Raw genomic sequence first — 22,174 nt, forward strand, 5'->3', positions numbered from 1 at the left:
GCCTGTATCGAATCATTTCACAGTATTCTTAAGAAGGAATATGTTTACTGCACGACATTTAAGACCAAGAAGCAAGCATATGATGGAATCTTTCAGTATATTGAATTCTTTTATAACCGTAAACGAATCCACAGTAAACTTGGTTATTTATCGCCGGTTCGCTTTGCTGCGCTCTTTCAAAAGAAGAAGAATGCATAATAAATTTCTTAACGGAGTGTCTACTTTCTTGACGGTGGTCCAAATTCCAGTTAATTGCTCAACTATACGTGTACAAGTCACAATTAACAGGAGGATTTCCTGTTAATTGTCTTCCATTACGTCCGTTACCTTCACTTGTTCATACCCGATGACGATCCATTACATTACATTCCTTCACTCGTTCATACTCGATTACGTTCCACCTGCATTCCATTACCTTCACTCGTTCATATCCGATTACATTCCGTCACCTCTGCTTCTTCATCTTCCATTTCACACCGCCACCTTTCGCACCACACGTAGCTCCTAGCGCGGCTGTGGCGTAACAATATGGCTGGCAATCACATCGTTTCTTCCTCATTCCTCTTTGTTTTCTGTGAGCACTGATGATGACTTAGAGCTAAAAATACTTCACTGTATTATCAGCACTAGCCCATACCCTATATTAACTTCCATCATACGTTATAGGGAACCTGCCTAATCTGTTCGTGTTAAGCAATGGAAGTTAATCTCATTAATTCATAAGGAGTGGATAGATCGGTGAAATCAGATGTTAAACTAACAGGGCGAGTCATTTTTAAGGGTGATCCAGGCTATGATGCCGCGCGTAAGAATTGGGACCCACATACAGATAGATTTCCTAAAGTTTTTGTATTCGCGCAGAAAACACAGGATGTTGCAAATGCCATAAGATGGGCCCGCAAAAATAATGTCCCTATTCGTCCGAGAAGCGGGAGGCACGCTCTTGAGGGTAACCTTTCACAAGTCAATGGAGGCATTGTCATCGACGTTAGTGAAATGAAGAACATTAAGTTGAATAAGACTAATGGAACGGTTGTTGTGGAGACAGGTAATCGGGTAGGAAGAATCGTAGATGCGCTTGCTCGCCAAGGATTTATTGCTCCATTTGGCGACAGTCCAACGGTTGGGATCGGCGGGATTACGCTTGGCGGAGGAATAGGGCCATTGCAAAGGACGATTGGCCTCATCAGTGATAATCTTCTTGAGCTTGAAATGGTTGATGCTAAGGGGAGAATCATTAAGGCGAACAAAAAGCAAAATTCCGATCTCCTGTGGGCTTCCCGCGGTGGAGGTGGCGGTAACTTTGGCGTATATACCAAATATAAATTCAAAGTACTTCGCGCTCCAGCCAGAGCAACCGTATTCCGCATTACCTGGCCATGGGCTCAGTTCGAAAAAGTCGTGAAAAAATGGCAAGTATGGGCCCCACATGCTAGCACCAAATTAGGTAGCGAATTAAGCGTTGGACCCAAAAAAGGTGGGAATGTAAGTATGTTGGGTATGTTCCTTGGAACTAAAAGCGATGCCCTCCGCCAGTTGGAACCTATCCTTAGTGTGGGTACACCTACTCAAAAAATCATCCGCTCCCTGCCATACACAGAAGCTACGAAGTTTATGTTAGCTCCCGATCCAATACTTCCGCAAAAGTTCAGTAACCAGTTCTCCAGCGGCTTTGGCAGACAACCATTCCCGGATAAAGCATTCAAACCCATGCGTGAATTTCTGGAAAAAGCAGAAGGAGGCACTCCAGCCGGATTCTATTTCCTTAACTGGGGTGGTGCCATAAGTCGTATCGCACCTACAGCCACCGCATTCTACTGGCGGAAAGCTCAATTTTATGTCGAATGGAACACTTCATGGGTGAAACCTTCTAATGCCGCGAGAAATATTGCCTTAACTCGAAATACTAGGAAGAAGCTTCAACCATATATTGTAGGCTCCTATATTAACGTACCAGACCAAGGCATTAAACCTTCAGGTCCGGTTTATTACGGAAAGAACTACGCTAGATTGAAGAAAGTAAAAGCGAAATACGATCCACAAAATGTGTTTAACAATCCGCAAAGTATTCCTCCTGCTTAATGGAAAAGAAGTAGCAACCATTGCATCTCGGTAATGGTCATTCTGACAATGAATAACATGTAAACCATTCTGTATAGTTGTCATTGACTGAGCAACGTAGAAGTCGCGGAAATCGCGACTTTTTTTTTTGAAAAGCACCGTAAGTTTCTGCACGGGTTCGTAAGTTTTTAATTGTAATACACTAGACAAACAAATTGTTTTAAACATATTGATTAACACCTTTGGCAAGGTTAAACTAGCTTTGTTATATTTTTCACAAATACAAGTTGAAAAGTTCTTTATCGAAAATCTTGCAACCATACATGTATGGAATTTGGGGGGATTTGTATGAAATCATTACAGCCTATTCGTATTGGACATTTAACGCTTAAAAACAGATTTATTATGGCAGCTATAGGACCCGAGTTAGGTGATTTTGATGAAAGAACGGTCGATTATTATGTTCGAAGAGCTCAAGGTGGTGCATCCATGATCTTAACGAATGTCATCGCGACTGAAGCGATTGATGGACATGGCCCTTCCGCTACGTTAACAGAAGAAAGTTTCGAAGGATTTAAGAGTCTCGTAGAACAAGCACATCAACATGATTGCAAGATATGTATTCAGATCATGCCGGGTGTTGGACTAGGTGGAAAAGCTCCAGATCGTACCATGCCTGCAAGCGTATCTGCAACTCCCTTTGTATCCAGAATCTGAAAACAATTATGATGAATTAACAAAAGAGGAAATCAAGTTTATTCAGGCTGAAGTGTTTAAGACTGTTAATCTTGCTAAAAAGGCAGGAGCAGATGCGGTTGAAGTTCATGCCTATGGTGGATATTTAACTGATAAATTTATGTCTCACAAGTGGAACACACGTACAGATGAATATGGGGGAAGCTTTGAGAATAGAATGCGATTTTTGAATGAGATTATTGCAGGAATACAAGGTAAATTGGGAAGGGATTTTCCACTGATTGTTAAATTTACACCTTCACATTTCCTACCAACAGAACTCGGATACAGGGGAATGGATGAGGGGCTTGATTCTGTGATCACTAATGGTAGATTGGGAGATATCGGGAAGGCTGAGGTAGCACTTCAAAACGGATGGATTGATATTGTTGGGGTGGCCAGAGCCTTTCTTGCCGATCCGGATTTCCCTAATAAAGTCATGAATAACAAAACGGATGAGATTCGCTCCTGCATATACTGTAATGAAGGTTGCATCAAAAGCGTCGTAGAAGGTGAAAGCATCAAATGTGCCGTAAATCCACTTGCAGGTTACGAGAGAATTAAAAACGTGAAGAAGGCCGTTAAAGCGAAAAAAGTCCTCGTCATCGGTGCGGGTCCAGGCGGATGTCAGGCCGCAATTACAGCCTTCCTCTATTCTTATTTCTTCCTCATCTTAGTTGATAATAGTTAAGTGATAGAATATAGTCAAAATAGAAAATTATTCATATCCTAGCTCAAGCTTACTGTGATGAACGGAGAGTGAACAGAATTGAAAATAAAGGTCATAATTGCCGATGACAATTCCTTTATCCGAGAAGGCATGAGGATCATATTGACCACCTTCGATGAATTTGAGGTGATGGCAACCGTTCAGGATGGTCTAGAAGCCGTGGATTTCTGCTTGCGGAATGAAGTAGATGTAGCTCTGCTCGATGTGCAGATGCCCAATATGAATGGTGTGGAAGCGACCAAGCAGATCTCCGAGCAGACAGGAACCAAAGCGCTGATTCTGACCACATTCGATGATGAGTCTTTTATTATCGATGCGATCCGTAACGGGGCAAAAGGGTATCTGCTCAAGAATAACGATCCGGAGCGGATCCGGGATGCCATCATTACCGTCTACAACGGACATAATGTGCTGCAAGATGCTGTACTAGATAAGCTGAAATCTAATTTGCTAGCGGACAAGGATGTAGATAAGAAAGAAGATAGAGTAAGTAAGATCGATAGAAACTTGTTCACTGATAGGGAGCACGACATTATGTCACTGATCGCGAAGGGGCTTTCCAATCGTGAAATCTCCAAGAAACTGTTCATATCAGAAGGCACTATTGCCAACCATATAACTTCTATTCTAAGCAAGACGGGTCATACGCACCGAACGCAAATTGCGATTTATTTTCTGACCGGGGAAGTGAATAAATGAGGAAGAGAGAAACCCCTTTAGAATTCTGGAGAATGGGCTTCAAAGCGGTTCTCTTGAGCTATGTTGTCATCCAATCCTATTTATCTGGAGCTGTGATATCACCATGGTATATGCTGTCCATCCTCCTCTACCTGTGTTTGAATATAGCTATCCATATCGCTAAGAAGGTTAGTATCACTTCGATCCTACTTCTGTTGTCCGTACTGATTATTGCTGCTTCTTCGTTATACACACAACCTTTGTTTATACTCCTGCTCCCTCAGAACATATATGAACTGTTCACGATACACCTGCGTAAACGTGGTATCATTCTACTTCTCATGCTGGCTCCGTTCTTGGTGCTGTCTCAAGGACCTCAAGCTATCTCGGTGACATACGGTCTTATTGCTATGCTTAGCTTCCTTTACTACCTCTTGCTTAACACTTACATACATAGAATTAGAGGTCTCAAAGAGGACATAGAAAATAGGCATGAGCATATCCAGCAACTGACTAAGAGTCTGAATGAAAATAAAGAATACATAAGACAGTCCGAATATACGTTTAAGCTGGAGGAGCGTAATCGGCTGTCCCAGGAAATTCATGATAAGATCGGACATTCGATGACGGGTGCATTAATTCAGATGGAAGCATCAAAACGCTTGCTCACCTACGATCCGGACAAGTCGGCAGAGTTATTACAGAATGCAATCCATATCTCCAAGGACGGAATCGAGAGTATTCGCCTTGTACTTAAGAATATGAAGCCACCAATCGAGCAGCTTGGGATTAATCGGATGAAACTATTCGTTGATGAATTTTCCGCTAAGCGTTCGGTTAGAACTTCGCTCACCCATGAAGGAAATGTAGATATTATTTCGCCAATTCAGTGGAAAGTCATTCAGGAAAACACCCAGGAAGCACTGACCAATGCCATGAAACACTCAAATGCGACCTACATCTCCATACATATCGAAGTGCTGAGAACTTTGATCAAGGTCGAGGTGTCGGACAACGGTAAAGGGGAGCATAAGGTGATAAAAGGCTTGGGATTAATCGGATTAGAAGAGCGGGCAGCAAGTGTGAATGGAACGATTATCGTTGATGGCTCAAAAGGTTTTAAAGTCACGACATTAATTCCTCATGGTCCATAATGAGAATTACAAAGCTGAATCAGGAGGATTCTCAGGGGTTAAGGGTGAACTTGTGCACTGTCACAGGGGCATCCTTTTTTAATACAATTACATTATCCTAAAAACGAAATGGAAGTGTGACGAATGAATGTCCTAGAAATGAAGCAGCTAACGAAGAAATTCGGGGATTTTATAGCGGTCGACAATATCACGATGTCTGTGAAGGAAGGCGAGATCTTCGGATTTCTAGGTGCTAATGGGGCAGGTAAGAGCACGGCCATTAACATGATTGCCTCACTGCTTCGGGTTACTAAGGGAGAGATCGAAGTGCTGGGTAAGAACATCGCTAAGCACGGTAAATTTGCTAAGATGAACATCGGGATTGTTCCGCAGGAAATGGCCATCTATGAAGACATGACCACCTACGAGAATGTTCATTTCTTCGCGGGATTGTATGGACTCCGGGGAGCGGAGTTAAAGGAGCGGGTAATTGAGGCATTAGCGTTCGTAGGGCTAGACGACAAGCACAAGAGCTATCCGAAAAATTTCTCGGGCGGTATGAAACGAAGATTGAACATTGCCTGTGCGATCGCACATCGGCCTAAGTTACTTATCATGGATGAGCCAACAGTAGGGATTGATCCGCAATCTCGCAATTATATTCTGGGATCCGTGAAGAAGCTGAATGAGATGGGATGTACGATCATTTACACCAGTCATTATATGGAGGAAGTCGAGGAGATTTGTACAAGAATCGCCATTATCGATCACGGTAAGATCATCGCAGAAGGGACCAAAGGTCAATTGAAATCCATCATTACGAATCAGAAAAATATAGGAATAGAGGTCCGTTCGGCAGAAAACCTGGATCGGAGTAAGCTTGCGGGAATCGTTGGTGTAAACCAGGTTGAAGTGGAGGAGCATATCATTAAAATCACCTCCGATTCCGAGGTTAATAATCTGAGCAGGATCATCCAGCAACTGATGGCCGACGATATTGAGATTCGTTCCGTAGAAGAGCATGAGCCTAGCCTGGAAACGGTGTTCCTGACACTGACAGGCAGAAGCTTGCGAGACTAATAGGGGCAGAAGGAAAAAGGAGGTCAACGAATCATGAATATAATCAGAATAGCGCTCAAAGAAATAAGGGTCATTCGTGACCCCAAGATGCTCTTATTCTTGTTAGTATCACCATTGTTAACCATGCTCATTCTGGGAACGGCACTTACGAATGCTTTTAACGGCAGTTTAACGGTTGGAGAGATTAATGTTCTCTATAAGAATACCAGTACATCAAGTGAGCTCTCTAAGTACTGGGACGATTTCACAGGGCAGATGCATCAAGTTGGCATTCATCTTGAGGGAGCGATTGATAACACAGACGGAAAACTCGCGGTGCAGAACAACCTGTATACGGGTTACGTTGAGCTTACGGATAGCGGCCTTACCTATTATGCCAACAGTCAGAGTCTCATTGAAAGTGATATTGCACAAAGTGTGATTACAGCGTTTACCGATCGATATCGCTTGGCGACTGAAGTGAATAAGACGGACTCCATGCAAGCGGATGCAGTCATGACGGGAAACGGCGGTGCAAGCTATGTAGTGGAGGAGTCACTGAATGCGACAAGGAAACCTGGTGCTATGGACTATTTCGCTATAGCAATGACGACCATGATTATTCTATATAGTGCCATGACGGCAGCTGATTTAATAGACGGTGAACGCAAGAGAAGAACGGTTGTCCGACTGCTTGCAGCGCCGGTGACAAAGCTAGAGATTTTCATAGGGAAAATAGCAGGTCTTGTCGTGCTTAACGCTATACTCACCCTTGTTGTAGTGCTCACTAGTAAATACATGTTTAACGCCTATTGGGGAGAACACTTAGGTCTAGCGTTTCTGGTGCTGTTTACTGAAATTCTGTTCGCTGTAAGCTTGGGAATTGGGTTCAGCTATGTGTTAAAAGGGAATGCGGCGGGCACTGTTGTTATGATTATTATCCAAATAGCAGCATTTCTTGGCGGCTCCTACTTCCCAGTCGCGGAAGCTACAGGAGTCATGGCGACCCTGTCATCTCTCTCTCCGCTGCAATGGTCCAACGCTGCACTTCTTGAAATAATCTATGCAGGCAGTTTTACTGCGGCGGCTAACGCGATGATATTAAATATAGGCTTCTCGGTCGTATTGCTTGGTATCGCAATAATTATGATGCGCAGAAGGGAGGGGCTATAAGGATGAAAGACACGTTATGGCTGATCCGGAAGACATTCCTAACTACCTTAAAGAAGCCGATGAATCTCTTGTTATATTTCGTCTTTCCTGTATTGGGGATTCTGCTCGCGACCTTGGTCCAAGGCGGTTCCGGCGATACTGAATTGAGAATGGGCATCGTTAATCAAGATAGAGGTCAGAAGATTACCCAGGGTGTTATCGATTCAGTTGGTAGACTGGAATCCATGCTTGTAAATGAGATTGAGGAGAATGAGGTAAAGGATCTAATCGCCTCAGGAGAGCTGGATGCCGCGATTATTCTTCCTGCCGGTTTCGCACAGAGCTTGATTGCTGGTAATCCTTCTAGTGTTCAGATCATATCCATTAAAGGCGCTCAGGTCACCGGACAATTGAAAGCTTACTTGGATCAGCATATTAACAATCTGGTCTCGGTGGGCCGGGCAGCTCAAGGGAATGAAGTTAAGTTTAATACCCTTTATGAGAATTATCAAAAGAATAGCTTCGGATTTGCAACAGAGAAAATTGATGACCAATCTATCAATCACAACAAGACAAATCAGTCGATAGGCTACCTGCTCATTCTCATGCTGGTGTCCGCCTCGAGTTTATCGGGAATCCTTATTAAGGAGAGAGAGAACAGGACCTATTATCGCCTATTATCCTCACCGGTAAATGCAAGAACCTATGTCCTATCTAATGTCATTGTTAATTTGACTATGATGATACTGCAGATCGCAGTGACTCTATGGATAATGATTGGTATTTTCCATGTTGATCCGGGTATTCCCTATTGGAGCATGTTCTTAATACTAGTGTTATTTGCCCTCGTGGCGATAAGTCTTTCCCTGGCAATCGTGGCATTCTCCAGTAGCTCTTCCACGGCGAGTGGAATACAAAATATGATCCTTATTCCTACTAGCCTACTCGCGGGGTGTATGTTCCCGCTTGCCTTAATGCCAGCAACAATGCAGCAGATCGCACACTTTCTTCCGCAATATTGGCTACTGAATACCTTGGACCATCTGCAACAAGGGGTATCCATGGGAGAATTATCCTTGAACCTGATCATTCTAATTGTTTTTGCCGTGGTTTTTTCTTTAATCGCTATCTATAAGTTTGGCAGGAACAATGATACTAGAAGCTACATTTAAGGAAATAATCTGGTTCTAATGAGATTTTGGAATTTTCGTTGAGGTTTCCAAGAAATATGGTAATTATAAATGATCAATCAATCTTACGAGACGGATGAGACTATTGAGCAATACCTAAGCAGATTATCCCTTTTTTAGGAGCGGGATTTACCGTGCCGTACTTGAGATCATTGGCAATTAAATAAGCAATATCTGAATAGCCTAATTTATTAGGCTATTTTTTTATACTAGAAGTCGCCATATTGGCGGCTTATTTATTTATTATCATTTGTCTGAAGTTTTAGAGGGACCAGATAAAGGAAAAGGCACAACTTAATTGAATTTAGATTAATTGAATCTTTTACAATCTTTATTAAGGAGTGATTATTGCTTGATCAGTTCAGGGACAAAAGAAATCATTGATAACTATGTTAACGCCTATAATTCGTTCGATATCCAGGGGATGATTAGACTCTTGCATAAGGACATACTGTTCAGAAATTATACGAATGGTGAAGTTGATATGGAGACCAAGGGTATTCAAGAGTTTAGTGAGCTTGCGGAAAAGTCTATTAATATTTTCTCTAGTCGTTGTCAGACAATAATTGAATGTAGTTTTAGAGGCGACAATATAGAAGTCATAATTGATTACGAAGGGATCCTAGGTGTTGATTTGCCAAACGGATTGAAAACAGGAGATAAGTTAGAACTAAAAGGGAAATCAGTATTCAGAATTGAAGATGGGAAAATATCACTCATTGAAGATTTCGGTTAATGAATAAGGACGTGGCTATTGTTGTGGAAGGAAATAGAGAACGAATCCAACAAACAATATAGCATTGGCTGCTGGCTTCGTTCTCTGAAAGATTAAATTCTGATTCACTGCGGATGACCAAATCAATTGTCAGTTATCCAGTAAATTCTTGGACCCATGCATTGTTATAAAAAGAAATACCTATATGGGTATAACCATTATTCAAAATATTGGCTTTATGACCTGGGCTGTTCATCCAATCTTTCATAACCTGGGTAGGGGATGTTTGCCCCTTAGCAATATTTTCTCCAGCAGTATTATATGTGATTCCGAATTCCTTCATCATATCGAAGGGAGATCCATGTGTCGGGGAATTATGATCAAAATAATTGTTGTTATACATGTCTTGTGCCTTAACCATCGCCATGTTTGACAATTCATCACTCATACTCAGGGAACTTAATCCCGCTTTGGATCTTTCTTGATTTACTAAATCCAGAACCTGCTCCGCGAATTGGGATGAATCTTTCTCAATCTCTTGTGTCTGATTTGTTGGCGTTGTCGGGAATTTTTCTCCGGAAGTTTTGTCTTGTGATGGGTTCGATGGATTTGCGGTCGGTGTTTGAATTAGATCCAACAAATTCGAAGGTAATCCGTATTGTGTATCTTTGGTTGTAATCCTTGATGCAGTTGTTGATGATGCCTGTGTTATGACAGGAGTTGGTGCAGCAGTATGAGCATGATTTGAAATTGTTGTTTGTTTAGAATTCACTTGCTTTTGTGTCACTGTATTATCGCTCGTACAACCTGTCACGATTAATAATAATGCTAGTACGATAAACTTTACCATAAGCCAACCTCCATGGTCCGTCAGTTAGTGAAGTTACCGATTTAAGATTTCCTGATCATCCTATATTTATTCACTATTCTTTAGCCTTATTTTTTTAAAATACCAACTATAGTTGTCTATATTTAAAAAGATTCTAAGTGATAGACTAATTTTTATATTTAGTTTTCAAATATCGAATAACAACAATAATATCTCATATAGAGTTAGCACCAGGTAAGATAGTTCAAAGAACCGCTATTTTAGCAAAGGTAATTTTGCAATAATGTTGAATATCAATAATAAGAAATCATCAATTAGGGGGGATAAGGTTCAAGACATCTTCATTTAAGCAGAGTAATTAGAGAGGTTGAGGAAGTGCCATGAATCATGTTCCATTTGATCAACCCATCCGAGAACAACAACAAGTAAAATATACAAGAACAAAATGGGTAAACAGAGTCGTTATACCAATCATCATAGTTGGCGCTATTGTAATAGGCCTAATGCAAATTAAAGCTCCAGAGCCTGCGGATTTAAATGAACCGCTAGATTCGTTCTCGTCGGCACGTGCGATGGAGAAGCTCCAAGTGATCGCTAAGGAACCACATCCTATTGAGACACCTGAGCATGATAAAGTGCGGGATTATCTCATATCAGAGCTTGAAGGGCTTGGCTTAAGTCCTGAAGTTCAGAAGTCCTCTGTAACAAATGAATGGTTTGGGCGAGTGTTTACAGGAAATGTCGAAAATATCATTGCGAGAATTCCAGGGACCGATAACAGTAAAGCGATCATGATTGCAGGTCACTATGATTCTGTACCTACTAGTCCGGGAGCGGCAGATGATGGTGCAGCGATTGCTGCTATGTTGGAGACGGTGCGTATTTTACAAATGTCTGGGCCGTTAAAGAATGATGTCATTTTGCTCATGTCAGATGGTGAAGAAGCAGGATTACTAGGATCAAGAGCCTTTACGGATGAACATCCATGGGCTAAAGATGTTGGACTCGTTCTTAATTTTGAAGCGCGCGGGAACAAAGGTGAGTCATTTATGTTTGAGACGAGTGAGCAGAATGGCTGGATCGTAAAGGAGTTTTTGAATGCAGCTCCACAACCACTGGCGTATTCACTACTGTATAATCTGTATAAACTAATGCCTAACGACACAGACCTGACGATTTTCCGTGAAGGAGGATTAGCAGGACTGAACTTTGCCTTTGGTTCGGGGTTAGACGCTTATCACGATCCAATCGATACACCGGAAAATCTGGATCAAGCCAGCCTGCAACACCATGGGGAATATATGCTTAGCTTGACTCAACACTTTGGTAATTTGGATCTGACTCAAGTGGAACAAGAAGATCGGGTGTATTTTAACGTTATCGGTTGGAATGTGGTTAGTTATCCAGAATCTTTGGCGACATGGTTCATGATCTTTGGTGTATTATTATTTGCCATAACCGTGTGGCACGGCATACGCAGAGGTCGTATTCATCTTAAAGGGATGACAGGTGGATTCCTAATTACATTGCTGAATTTAGGGATTATATACGGTGTTATTACACTTTTATGGAACGGATTAAAGGCAATAATATCCGAAGATGAATACTTCTCGTTACTGTTAGATCCTCAAATTAGTTTGTACTATCTTCTTGGATTATTGATCTTGACGATCACTATTTCTTTCCTCTTCATACGATTACTTTCACGCTATATTCGTACAGAGAATCTTTGGATGGGCTCATTACTTCTATGGCTTATACTCTGTATTGCGACTACACTGTATCTGACTGGCGGTAGCTATTTATTCACATGGCCTCTTATATTTAGCTTGATCGGCATGAACCTGTCCTTCCTGAATCGTGAGGGTTCATGGACATGGATTTCGGCAGTATTTGCGACAGCTGGTTTCATTTTATTAACACCGATGATTCGGCTCGTGAATGATATGATGACGCTAGATTTAGCAGGAATACTAATGACAGTTTCAGCGTTAGCATTCACTTTAATATATCCTGTGTTTTGTAGAAGGAACTCAGTGTTGAATTGTCAGTTTAACGTTTGATGCATTGAAGTAGCAAAATAAACAGAGTAGCGAGTCTCCACAGGGGAGAAACGCTACTCTGTTTATTTTGATAGCTATTAACCACCCAAATTACCCGAAGAAGCGATGCCTGCCTTGTCAAAAATTTGTTTCAACTGTTGCTCTTTCATGTCATCCCAAGGGTTTGACGGTGTATGGCTGAAGGTTGGGACGGAGAGACCGGCCAAGCGAACCGCTTCCTTGATCGTGGGAATGAACGGCTCATCGAGTGCATAAAGTGGCGGAATCTGAATTAGCTTCCGGTGGTACTCAAGCACCTCCTGGAGGTTATTGTTCTGATAACTCTTATATAAACCCAGCATAAGTTGCGGGGCAAAATTGGCACTGGCTGCAATGGCACCAGCTCCGCCTGCCGCTAGGGTAGGCAGTAAGTATTCATCGAAGCCGCAGAATACCGCGAACGCCGGATTAACTTCCTTAACCATCAGAATCATCTGACGGATGTGACTAAGTTGGTCTACTGTTTCTTTGATGCCGACCACATGGGCGTAACGTTCCGCAAGACGTCTAACAAAAGAAGGGCTTAAATCTTGTCCAGTAAGCGCCGGGAAATTATAGAGCATAAGGGGTAACTCTGACGCTTCGGCGATAGCTGCATAATGTGCGAACAGGCTTTCTTCACTTAGCTTGCAGTAGTAAGGGTTAATGACGACAACGCCGATTGCCCCGCTGTGTGCGGCATGCTTAGTAAGACGAATGGCCTCTGCCGTTGTGTTACTGCCTGTTCCAATCCAGACTGGAAGACGTCCATCCGTGCAGCGAATACAGAACTCCGCAATCTCTTCCCGCTCTTCTGCATTGAACTGGTTGAATTCCCCAGCGGTTCCCAGGAAGAACAGGCCGTGAACGCCTTTGTCAATCAAGTTGTTGATTAGAAGTTCCATCCCAGTACGATCAAATTTTTGCTCCTCATTCAAAATAGTAGGGACAGGGGGGATAATGCCTGCATTTGTATGAATAATTTTATTTTTCATTTGTTTTTACCTCCTAGTTTGATATTATAAACTTGTGATTATTATATTGAACCTTATAAAGTTTATCAATTGTTGTTTTTAAGAGAGGGGATTGAAGGGGTGGACCGTAAATATTGGGTTCCCGCGTTAGAACGAGCCGATATGATACTGACGGCGATTGCCCGGAAGCCGGGGGAATATAAAATGACCGATCTGTGCGAGGCCACAGCGATCAACAAAAGCTCAATGTTTTCCTTGTTACGGACGATGGAGGCTTTGAACTGGGTGAGTAAGGATGAAAGGGAAGCCTATGCCCTCGGAGCGGGAATGGCTTATCTTAATTCGGTGTTTATTGAATCGAATAAACAGAATTACAATTTGGTTGAGCAATTTTTGCAGGCTTCAATGGAGAGTGTCAAAAGCATCGGGGAGACCTTCCAGTTGTCCGTTCTGGACAGGAATGAAATCATATATCTAGCTAAACAGGAAGGGCCATCGCTGGTGAAGTTGGAATCAAGTCCAGGCATGCGGTTTCCGGCCCATGCGACAGCGATGGGTAAGATGTTGCTTGCACTGCTACCGCCTGAAGAACTGGAGAAGCGGTATCCAGACAAGATTTTATCTCCTGTAACATCTCATACCGTGACAGACTGGAAGGAATTCATGGTGAAAATGGCTGAAATCCGCTCCAATGGGTATGCGGTAGATGATGAAGAGATTATTCAGGGAATTTGCTGTGTAGCTGCTCCCGTTTTCGATGCTTCCGGGAAAGCCGTTGCGGCAGTGAGCACTTCCATGATGCGACATGCCTACTTGGACAAACAGGACGAAGCACTTAAGGAAGTCATCCAGTTGGGGATTGGCCTATCTCTTGCTTAATATTTCGATGCTTGCTCTACATTACAAGGTAGAAAGAAGGGTTAACAATGGAACTTAGCTTGCCAGAAATTATGAGGGAGAATTCAGGACAGTTCATACCGGTCGATACCGTTGCCGAAGGACCATCCGGCAGCCTCCCGATTACAGGAGATATGCTGCGGAGTGCGCCGAGTGGTGAAATCTTCGGCATGACCCAGAATACGGGGATGGGCTGGAATCCGCTACTTTTAAATGGGTCGCAATATCTCATCTTGGGTACGATGGGGGGGATCCGACGTGAGGACGGCAGTCCGATTGCTCTTGGATACCATACAGGCCATTGGGAAATCGGCTTGATGATGGAAGAGGTTGCTCAGGAGATCACCGCACATCAAGGGATTCCGTTTGCTGGCTATGTCAGCGATCCCTGTGACGGCCGCTCCCAGGGGACAACGGGAATGTTCGATTCCCTACCTTACCGGAACGATGCTGCTATGGTGTTTCGTCGCTTAATCCGCTCTCTGCCTACACGCAAAGGAGTGATTGGCGTAGCTACCTGCGATAAAGGGCTACCCGCGATGATGCTGGCCTTGGCTGGCATGCGTGATCTTCCGGGAATTATTGTGCCAGGAGGTGTTTCTCTGCCGCCTATACACGGGGAAGATGCAGGTAAAGTGCAGAGCATCGGGGCGAGATTCAGTAATGGGGAACTTTCCTTGGAAGAAGCAGCAGATCTCGGGTGCCGTGCTTGCGCAACGCCAGGCGGCGGTTGCCAATTTCTAGGCACGGCTGCTACGGCCCAGGTGGTCGCCGAAGCGCTAGGCATGTCGGTTCCCCATTCCGCTCTGGCCCCTTCGGGACAGCCTGTATGGAAGAACATGGGACGACAGTCTGCCCGCGCACTACTGCAAATGGAGCGCAGTGGAATGGTCATGAAGGATATTCTGACAGACCGAGCAATACGCAATGCCATGGTGGTTCATGCTGCATTCGGAGGATCTACAAATCTGTTGCTTCATTTGCCCGCCATTGCCCATGCCGCAGGACTACGCATTCCGACCGTCGAAGACTGGAATGACGTCAACCGCAAGGTACCTCGTCTGGTCAGCGTGTTGCCGAACGGGCCGGTTCCGCACCCGACGATTCGCGTGTTTCTTGCGGGAGGCGTCCCCGAAGTCATGCTGCATTTGCGCCGACTGGGACTGATTGATGATTCCGTTCTTACGGTAACAGGGAGGACCCTTGGAGAAAACCTCGATTGGTGGGAAACCTCGGAAAGACGTCAGGACATGCGGAACCGCCTGATAGAGGCTGATGGCATCGATCCAGATACCGTCATTATGAGTCCCCAAGAGGCGAAGAAACAGGGAATGGCTTCCACAATGACCTTTCCAACCGGAAATCTGGCTCCGCAGGGCTCAGTCATCAAGTCGGCAGCGATTGATCCCTCTGTCCTGGACAGTGAAGGCATCTATCGGCATACAGGAAGAGTTAAAGTATTTACTGCGGAAAAAGATGCAATCCGAAGCATTAAGCTTGGACTTATCCAGGCGGGAGATATCCTTGCTGTCATCGGTCGTGGACCCAGCGGTACCGGAATGGAAGAAACGTACCAGTTAACATCCGCGTTGAAGCACCTTCCCTTCGGCAAGTACGTTACTCTGATTACGGATGCCCGCTTCTCTGGGGTCTCTACAGGAGCATGCATTGGGCATATCGGTCCGGAAGCACTAGCCGGAGGCCCTCTTGGTAGACTAAGAGACGGTGATTGGATAGAGATTATTGTCGATACAGTTAAGCTTGAAGGAAGTGTGAATCTAGTTGGTGACGGGGAGCAACCGGGCAGTTCGCAAGACGGAGCTGAACTTCTGGCTGTCCGCAGTGAGCATCCGTTCTTGGCCGTTGATCCGGGATTGCCGGACGATACCAGATTATGGGCTGCACTACAGTCCGTGAGTGGCGGAACATGGCAGGGCTGTGTCTATGATACCGATAAAATTATTGCCGCCATAGATGCGGGCCGGCAAGCATTGGGGTGGAAATAATGAATAGAAATATAATTCATAATCCGATTCTCCGCGGCTTTCATCCGGACCCATCGATCTGCAGAGTGGGAGAAGATTATTACATTGCCACATCCACATTCGAATGGTTTCCCGGCGTCCGCATTCACCATTCCCGCGATCTAGTTCATTGGCGTCCACTTACGCATGCGCTTACACGACAATCACAATTGGATATGGAAGGGGATCTGGACTCCGGTGGTGTGTGGGCCCCGTGCCTCAGCTATGACAATGGAACCTTCTACCTCATCTATACGGATGTCAAAAGCAGACAGGGGGCATTCAAAGATACACCGAATTATCTGGTCACCGCTCCGAGTATCGAGGGTCCTTGGTCTGAACCGCTCTATCTGAACAGTAGCGGCTTTGACCCTTCTCTGTTCCACGATACCGATGGGCGTAAATGGCTGATCAATATGTTATGGGATCACCGGACGTACAAGAACAGCTTCGCTGGGATAGTGCTACAAGAATATTCTACAGAGCTGGGGCAACTGGTGGGTCCAGTGCTTCCTATCTATAGAGGGACAGAACTAAGGCTGACGGAAGGCCCTCATTTATACCATAAAGACGGCTGGTATTACCTCATTACAGCAGAAGGAGGCACTCAGTATGACCATGCAGTGACGGTAGCTCGGTCGCGGAATATTGAGGGTCCTTATGAAACTGATCCAAGCAATCCGGTCCTGACCTCTGCCGGCGATAGAGGGTTAGAACTGCAAAAGGCGGGGCATGCCTGTCTTGTTCAGACCCATACCGATGAGTGGTACATGGTCCATTTGTGCGGTCGACCGGTAAAGGACAAGTATTGCAACTTGGGCAGAGAGACTGCGATTCAGCGTTGTCGATTCACGGAGGATGAATGGCTAACACTTGAGGATGGAAGCAACCGACCCTCCATTACCGTACAAGGTCCGAATATTCCAGCCCAGCCTTTTGAGCTACCTGCTGAGAGAGATGACTTTGACTCGCCGGAGTTGGATATTCGCTGGAGCACCCTGCGTATTCCAGCTGATGAAGCCTGGCTCTCACTGAAGGAACGGCAAGGTTTCTTGCGTTTAAGAGGGAGAGATTCAATGAGTTCCTTGCACCGCCAAAGTTTAGTCGCATTACGTCAGCAGGCTTTTAACTGTAGCGCTGAGACTGTTGTTGAATTCGAGCCAGAGCATTTTCAGCAGATGGCTGGACTTATTGTTTATTATGATACGAAGGATTATGTCTATTTGCGGATTACTCATGATGAGGAATTGGGTAAATGCCTGGGCATTGTCCGCTCTAAAGACGGTGTATATGAGGATACTCTGTGTGCCGAGGTTCCCTTACGCTCTGGTGCAAGCTGCAAGTTGAAAGCGCTGATAGAACGGGAGTACATCCAGTTTTATTACAGTGCTTCAGATTCAGATTGGGAGAAGATTGGCCCACGCCTAGACATTTGTCATTTATCTGATGATTATCCGGCTTGTATCAGGTTTACGGGGACGTTTATCGGTATGTGCGTTCAGGACCTCGCTGGAACATACCGTACAGCAGACTTTGCTCATTTTGAGTACAGTGAGATTCCTTATTGAATACTAACATTCACAAAATGAAACTCTTGTTCCCATAAACTGAATGAAGCCATTGATTCGATTATCTTCCACATAGGAATGGAAGATGGTGACAAGAAAGATATCCTTTGGAAAATGGGCAATTACAAGGTTGGTGACGGAACTTTAGACGTTATTGAGTATCGGCCCGTGCTGGCGTCATAGCTTTTTTCAATCTGTCCACTTGAGAGGTATTCCCAAATAGAAAACTTAGTTTTGTGAATAGACTTGATTTTTTATAAATAAAGTTTTATCATTGACCCATCAACTATTGATGGGTCAATGATTTAAAGGAGGTCTTTATTATCTCTACATGTCATACAGAAGATCTATTATACTTGCTAATGCATTTAAACAAGCATATTGCGACCCGGTTTGAACAATGTGCTGGAGTTAGTCCCAATCGGCTCGAACTCCTTTGCAAACTAATGGGTGGGCAAATAAGTCAGTCGGATCTGCAGAAAGCAGTATCTATTGATCCAGCTGCGGTGACCCGTCATGTTCAGCAATTGGAAGCAGAAGGAATACTTCTGCGAACTAGGTCTGAGAGCGACAATCGGGTTACCTTAGTTCAGCTGACCGAAGAAGGCAAACGTAAAGTAGTAATGTTTAAAGCGGAGAAAGATCGTTTTCTTGAGGAAATGCAGGAAGACCTCACGGAATCAGAACGACTTGGGTTTATTCAAGCTCTACAGAAGCTGAACAGCCAGATTCAACGAATGAAAGAAACAAGTAAGACCAATTAATGATAGAGAATAGGAGAGAAATAACATGACTGAAACAACCCTAAACAATGATTATAAAGATATTATCACTTCTCGGCACTCTGTGCGTGTGTACGATCCAACGGTCACAATCAGCCGTGAGGAAATGACTGAAATTTTGGAAGAAGCGACTTTGGCTCCGTCATCCGTTAATCTTCAGCCTTGGAGATTTCTTGTCATTGATAGCCCAGAAGGTAAATTGACGCTTGAAGAGCTAGCACCAGGTAACAAAAACCAAGTTACAACTTCCTCTGCAGTCGTTGCCGTTTTCGGAGATATGAACGCATTTGATAATGCTGACGAAATTATGAGTACTGATGTGGAAAGAGGGTATATGCCGCAAGAGATTAAAGATCAAGTAATGGCTAACTATACGGATCTTTTTGGACGTATACCAGCACAAGCTTTTCGTGAAATGATTCTGATTGATGGCGGTCTAGTATCCATGCAACTTATGCTTTCTGCTCGTGCCCGTGGATATGATACAAATCCGATTGGTGGATATGACAAATCCCGTATTGCGGAAGCGTTTGGTATGGAGAAGGAACGTTATGTACCGGTTATGCTTATTTCTGTAGGCAAAGCTACTAAAGAGCCACGTAGGACTAGCCGTCTTCCTATTGACCGTATTGCAGAGTGGAAGTGAGACTATCTATGATCATTATTCATGCAGAAATGAAGATTAATCGTGAAGTAGAAGCAGAATTTCTGGAGTGCGTACAAGAACTTATTGAATTATCTCGCTCGGAAGCAGGGAATGTGTCATATAAGCTCCTGAAGGATACAGATAAGGATGACACATATCTCATGGTCGAACAGTGGAAAGACCAAGAAGCAGTAGGAGCTCACAATGCAAGTAGCCATTTTCAGGCGTTCGTAGCAAAAGCACCAAAATACTTGACAGCACCGTTACATGCTCAAGCTTTCATAGGTGAACCCATCAGCAAATAATTAAAGATCTAAAGGAAATTAATTGATTTAAAGAAGAAGCCTTAAAAGAGTTTATCCTCTTTTAAGGCTTCTTTATGAGGGATGGATCGGTTATATATATTTATAAGTTCTTGTGCTTTAATCAAGTGAGTTGTCAATAAGAATGATTAAATGTAAGAGAATAAATCGTAATTTTTCCTGTTAATGATGATCCGTCTATTGATCACAATGGTCTGATTAATAAAAAACTTGGAGCTTTTTTATATATCAAATGGAATAATGATGAATTATATATGTATTCGATATCCTATCGAGTATACTATGCTCATATCTCGTTAAATAATAGACATCGTTTGTTTTTACCGCCTTTATTGGTGCTTTTTCAATCGCGACCCTCGTAATCACTTCTCCATCCACACGGTATAAAATAAATTCCTGCGTGTTATAGGCATAATCCAAATAAAAATGGCCAATATCTGTATTAATCCATATATCCCCAAGTTTTATCTCGTATTTATTCTCAATCCATTCCTTTTATCTTTCATTTCGAATCCTCTCAATAATTGATTCTCCAATATATGTATTGTTCATATTGTATACTTTTCCTTCAGATCTTACTATCCCTAATAGGTCATTGTTCTATCGTTACTTCACTAATGAGCAGGGCAAGGTGCTAAACAAGCTGTGCAAATTAATTCGGTTCTGGGCAGTAGATGACGAACGAAAACTAAAAAGCCATCGCATCTCTGTTGAAGAACTGGAATTGCTTCATCTTGATAGCTTAAAGAATGAGGAATACATACGTGTCGTTTTTGTATAGCTAGTTAAAGTTCTGAATAATAAGAACTTCTTACGGAATCGGAATGGATATAACTGAAAATTCAATAGCGTATCCTAATGTGTAATTAATCACTGCAAAAGAGACAACAGTAAACCCTTAACAAAAATATAACCTTATGTTCAAGAGTCAAAAGTACATCCAGATGTGAATCTAGGTGTATAGCTCGCAACGGACATGAGAATCAAACTATAAAAAACACAAAAACGAAAAACACATTGTCTGTGACAATGCGTTATTCGTTTTTGTGTTTCTGTTATAGATAATGTTTTACCGCATTACCAAAGATAGTAACGAACCATTAGGGGTTCGTCGTAGGTATCTCTTAACTACAGCCAAGTTGTTTTCGAATAGATGAAAGCCACAACGAAAGTAATCAAAGTTCCGATGGAAGCAATTGTACGCATATGGTTCCAAGTAGTCCAGTCCACGACATACTTGTTCCAAATTTGGACACCCACGTCACTCCCGGCAGTCACCGCTGCCAAATCGTTATTCATTGGTACGTTAAACGTCACAGTGACAAGGAAAACCCCTATAATGTATAATAAACTCCCTGCCAAAAGCCATTTCGATTCGGTTTGACTCCATCTCATGACGGAGTAAATCGTTGTGATCACACAGCACAAAGTTGTACCCATAAAGAATAATGTGAAGAGTGGAGTTAATATATTCACGTTAATTGATTGCATTGCCTTAATGCCCATTTCATGAGGTATATCTGAAAGCGATTTCATTACAAAATTTGAGAATGCGAAAAAAATACCCGCCATTAAAGCAGAGCCAACAATAACAAAAATTTCGATAGCCCAAACAACACGCATCATTATACCCGTTCACCCCATACTTCTGTAGTAGCAGTAATTTGGGTGTATAGTGAGAAGTCCCGAGGTTCTCTATTAAGTACTTTCTGCACTCCATCGCCCAGGTATGCGTTTCTGCCATCGAGGACTTCTGTGAATAATTCCGTCATTAAGTCGATCGCATCTTCCGGGTAGTTTTGCTCACGCATTCCTGCAACGAAGTCTTCGATCGAGATAGGGATATAGGCGATGTCGCGATTTATGACTTTGGAGATTTCTGAAGTCGCTTCTGCGAAGGTCATTAGTCGTGGGCCGGTAATATCGTAAATTCGGCCAGTGTGACCCTGCTCCGTTAATACTTTAAATGCAACATCCGCAATATCATCAACATCGACAAACGGCTCTTTCACATCGGTAACCGGCAATACAACTGCCCCATCCATCACTTGATCAAGTAAGAAATTTTCACTGAAGTTTTGGCAAAACCAACTGACGCGCAAGACCGTCCAATCAGCACCGGAGTTTCGCAATGCTTCTTCAGCTCGTTCGGCGCCTTCTTCGCCACGTCCCGAAAGCAGCACAAGGCGTTTTACACCTAACTCGACAGCGAGTTTCGAGAATTCCCCTATGTCGTGGGCGGCGCCTGGGACAGCAAGGTCTGGCGAATACGTAATATATGCGACTTCTGTGTTCTGCAATGCATCATGCCATGTTGATGGATCGGTCCAGTCAAACCGAATAGGAGTCGAACGCGCGACGGATCGAAAAGGTAAGCCGGTGTCTTGAAATCTTTTTACTAAGCGTCGTCCAGTTTTACCTGTTCCTCCAATCACCAAATACAGGGTTTCAGTCATAGTTATTCCTCCATAGTTTTAATTAAATAGAAAACCATTAACCCCAATATTTGTATGTGAAAACAAACTATAGCATGCTAAAGTGTTGAAGTCACTATTTAATTATCTACAAAATAGAAAGAATCAAAAGAATTAATAACC

The 22,174-nt window shown here is 43.3% G+C and carries 21 protein-coding genes; 17 read left to right on the forward strand and 4 right to left on the reverse strand.

Going from position 1 to position 22,174, the window contains the following annotated elements; translation table 11 throughout:
• The 10 genes from AC1D69_RS17080 to AC1D69_RS17125 all read left to right on the forward strand — a co-directional run.
• On the forward strand, nt 1-198 hold a 198-nt coding region (locus tag AC1D69_RS17080), incomplete at its 5' end, for an IS3 family transposase (protein WP_495457355.1).
• 540 nt (nt 199-738) lie between these two features.
• Nucleotides 739-2,082, forward strand: a complete 1,344-nt coding sequence (locus AC1D69_RS17085; protein WP_495457356.1) for an FAD-binding oxidoreductase — start codon at nt 739-741, stop codon at nt 2,080-2,082.
• A gap of 327 nt (nt 2,083-2,409) precedes the next feature.
• Nucleotides 2,410-2,778, forward strand: a complete 369-nt coding sequence (locus AC1D69_RS17090; RefSeq protein ID WP_495457357.1) for an oxidoreductase — start codon at nt 2,410-2,412, stop codon at nt 2,776-2,778.
• A complete protein-coding gene (locus tag AC1D69_RS17095) occupies nt 2,711-3,487 on the forward strand; it encodes an oxidoreductase (RefSeq protein WP_495457358.1) in 777 nt (258 codons plus the stop codon). The genes AC1D69_RS17090 and AC1D69_RS17095 overlap by 68 nt, the downstream gene beginning before the upstream one ends.
• Nucleotides 3,488-3,565: 78 nt before the next feature.
• Nucleotides 3,566-4,225 (forward strand): response regulator, encoded by a 660-nt coding sequence (locus AC1D69_RS17100; protein ID WP_495457359.1) that lies wholly within the window; start codon nt 3,566-3,568, stop codon nt 4,223-4,225.
• Entirely contained in the window at nt 4,222-5,358 is a 1,137-nt protein-coding gene (locus AC1D69_RS17105) for a sensor histidine kinase (protein WP_495457360.1), read from the forward strand. Before AC1D69_RS17100 ends, AC1D69_RS17105 begins: the two co-directional genes overlap by 4 nt.
• A gap of 123 nt (nt 5,359-5,481) precedes the next feature.
• The gene (locus AC1D69_RS17110) at nt 5,482-6,417 is read left to right on the forward strand and encodes an ABC transporter ATP-binding protein (RefSeq protein ID WP_495457361.1); all 936 of its coding nucleotides are present in this window, start codon (nt 5,482-5,484) and stop codon (nt 6,415-6,417) included.
• Between the two features lie 33 nt (nt 6,418-6,450).
• Entirely contained in the window at nt 6,451-7,569 is a 1,119-nt protein-coding gene (locus tag AC1D69_RS17115; RefSeq protein WP_495457362.1) for an ABC transporter permease, read from the forward strand.
• Between the two features lie 2 nt (nt 7,570-7,571).
• On the forward strand, nt 7,572-8,720 hold the full coding sequence (locus AC1D69_RS17120; RefSeq protein ID WP_495457363.1) for an ABC transporter permease: 1,149 nt from the start codon (nt 7,572-7,574) through the stop codon (nt 8,718-8,720).
• A 370-nt stretch (nt 8,721-9,090) separates the two neighbouring features.
• Nucleotides 9,091-9,474 (forward strand): nuclear transport factor 2 family protein, encoded by a 384-nt coding sequence (locus tag AC1D69_RS17125; RefSeq protein WP_495457364.1) that lies wholly within the window; start codon nt 9,091-9,093, stop codon nt 9,472-9,474.
• A gap of 133 nt (nt 9,475-9,607) precedes the next feature.
• Here the strand turns inward: AC1D69_RS17125 and AC1D69_RS17130 are convergent, their stop codons facing one another.
• The gene (locus AC1D69_RS17130) at nt 9,608-10,303 is read right to left on the reverse strand and encodes a CAP domain-containing protein (protein WP_495457365.1); all 696 of its coding nucleotides are present in this window, start codon (nt 10,301-10,303) and stop codon (nt 9,608-9,610) included.
• 359 nt (nt 10,304-10,662) lie between these two features.
• Here AC1D69_RS17130 and AC1D69_RS17135 point away from each other — a divergent pair, with 359 nt between their 5' ends.
• Nucleotides 10,663-12,345 (forward strand): M20/M25/M40 family metallo-hydrolase, encoded by a 1,683-nt coding sequence (locus AC1D69_RS17135; RefSeq protein ID WP_495457366.1) that lies wholly within the window; start codon nt 10,663-10,665, stop codon nt 12,343-12,345.
• A gap of 77 nt (nt 12,346-12,422) precedes the next feature.
• On the opposite strand, the gene AC1D69_RS17140 is transcribed toward AC1D69_RS17135, so the two are convergent.
• Nucleotides 12,423-13,358 (reverse strand): dihydrodipicolinate synthase family protein, encoded by a 936-nt coding sequence (locus tag AC1D69_RS17140; RefSeq protein ID WP_495457367.1) that lies wholly within the window; start codon nt 13,356-13,358, stop codon nt 12,423-12,425.
• Between the two features lie 99 nt (nt 13,359-13,457).
• Between AC1D69_RS17140 and AC1D69_RS17145 the strand changes: the two genes are divergently transcribed.
• The 6 genes from AC1D69_RS17145 to AC1D69_RS17170 all read left to right on the forward strand — a co-directional run bounded on the left by AC1D69_RS17145 (nt 13,458) and on the right by AC1D69_RS17170 (nt 19,559).
• Complete coding sequence (locus tag AC1D69_RS17145; protein WP_495457368.1) at nt 13,458-14,216, forward strand: IclR family transcriptional regulator; 759 nt, start codon at nt 13,458-13,460, stop codon at nt 14,214-14,216.
• 47 nt (nt 14,217-14,263) lie between these two features.
• On the forward strand, nt 14,264-16,240 hold the full coding sequence (locus AC1D69_RS17150; RefSeq protein ID WP_495457369.1) for a YjhG/YagF family D-xylonate dehydratase: 1,977 nt from the start codon (nt 14,264-14,266) through the stop codon (nt 16,238-16,240).
• Nucleotides 16,240-17,826: a glycoside hydrolase family 43 protein gene (locus tag AC1D69_RS17155; protein WP_495457370.1), complete on the forward strand. Its 1,587-nt coding sequence runs from the start codon at nt 16,240-16,242 to the stop codon at nt 17,824-17,826. The genes AC1D69_RS17150 and AC1D69_RS17155 overlap by 1 nt, the downstream gene beginning before the upstream one ends.
• 362 nt (nt 17,827-18,188) lie before the next feature.
• Nucleotides 18,189-18,590 (forward strand): MarR family winged helix-turn-helix transcriptional regulator, encoded by a 402-nt coding sequence (locus AC1D69_RS17160; RefSeq protein ID WP_495457518.1) that lies wholly within the window; start codon nt 18,189-18,191, stop codon nt 18,588-18,590.
• A gap of 25 nt (nt 18,591-18,615) precedes the next feature.
• Nucleotides 18,616-19,254 (forward strand): nitroreductase family protein, encoded by a 639-nt coding sequence (locus AC1D69_RS17165; protein WP_495457371.1) that lies wholly within the window; start codon nt 18,616-18,618, stop codon nt 19,252-19,254.
• A gap of 8 nt (nt 19,255-19,262) precedes the next feature.
• The gene (locus AC1D69_RS17170) at nt 19,263-19,559 is read left to right on the forward strand and encodes a putative quinol monooxygenase (protein WP_495457372.1); all 297 of its coding nucleotides are present in this window, start codon (nt 19,263-19,265) and stop codon (nt 19,557-19,559) included.
• A gap of 1,146 nt (nt 19,560-20,705) precedes the next feature.
• Here AC1D69_RS17170 and AC1D69_RS17175 read toward each other — a convergent pair.
• Both AC1D69_RS17175 and AC1D69_RS17180 read right to left on the reverse strand, forming a co-directional pair.
• Nucleotides 20,706-21,203 carry an anthrone oxygenase family protein gene (locus AC1D69_RS17175; RefSeq protein ID WP_495457373.1) on the reverse strand — a complete coding sequence of 166 codons (498 nt, stop codon included), beginning with the start codon at nt 21,201-21,203 and terminating at the stop codon, nt 20,706-20,708.
• Nucleotides 21,203-22,033: an NAD(P)H-binding protein gene (locus AC1D69_RS17180; protein WP_495457374.1), complete on the reverse strand. Its 831-nt coding sequence runs from the start codon at nt 22,031-22,033 to the stop codon at nt 21,203-21,205. Before AC1D69_RS17180 ends, AC1D69_RS17175 begins: the two co-directional genes overlap by 1 nt.
• Nucleotides 22,034-22,174 lie beyond the last annotated feature (141 nt).

The organism is Paenibacillus sp. Y301 (assembly GCF_059445505.1).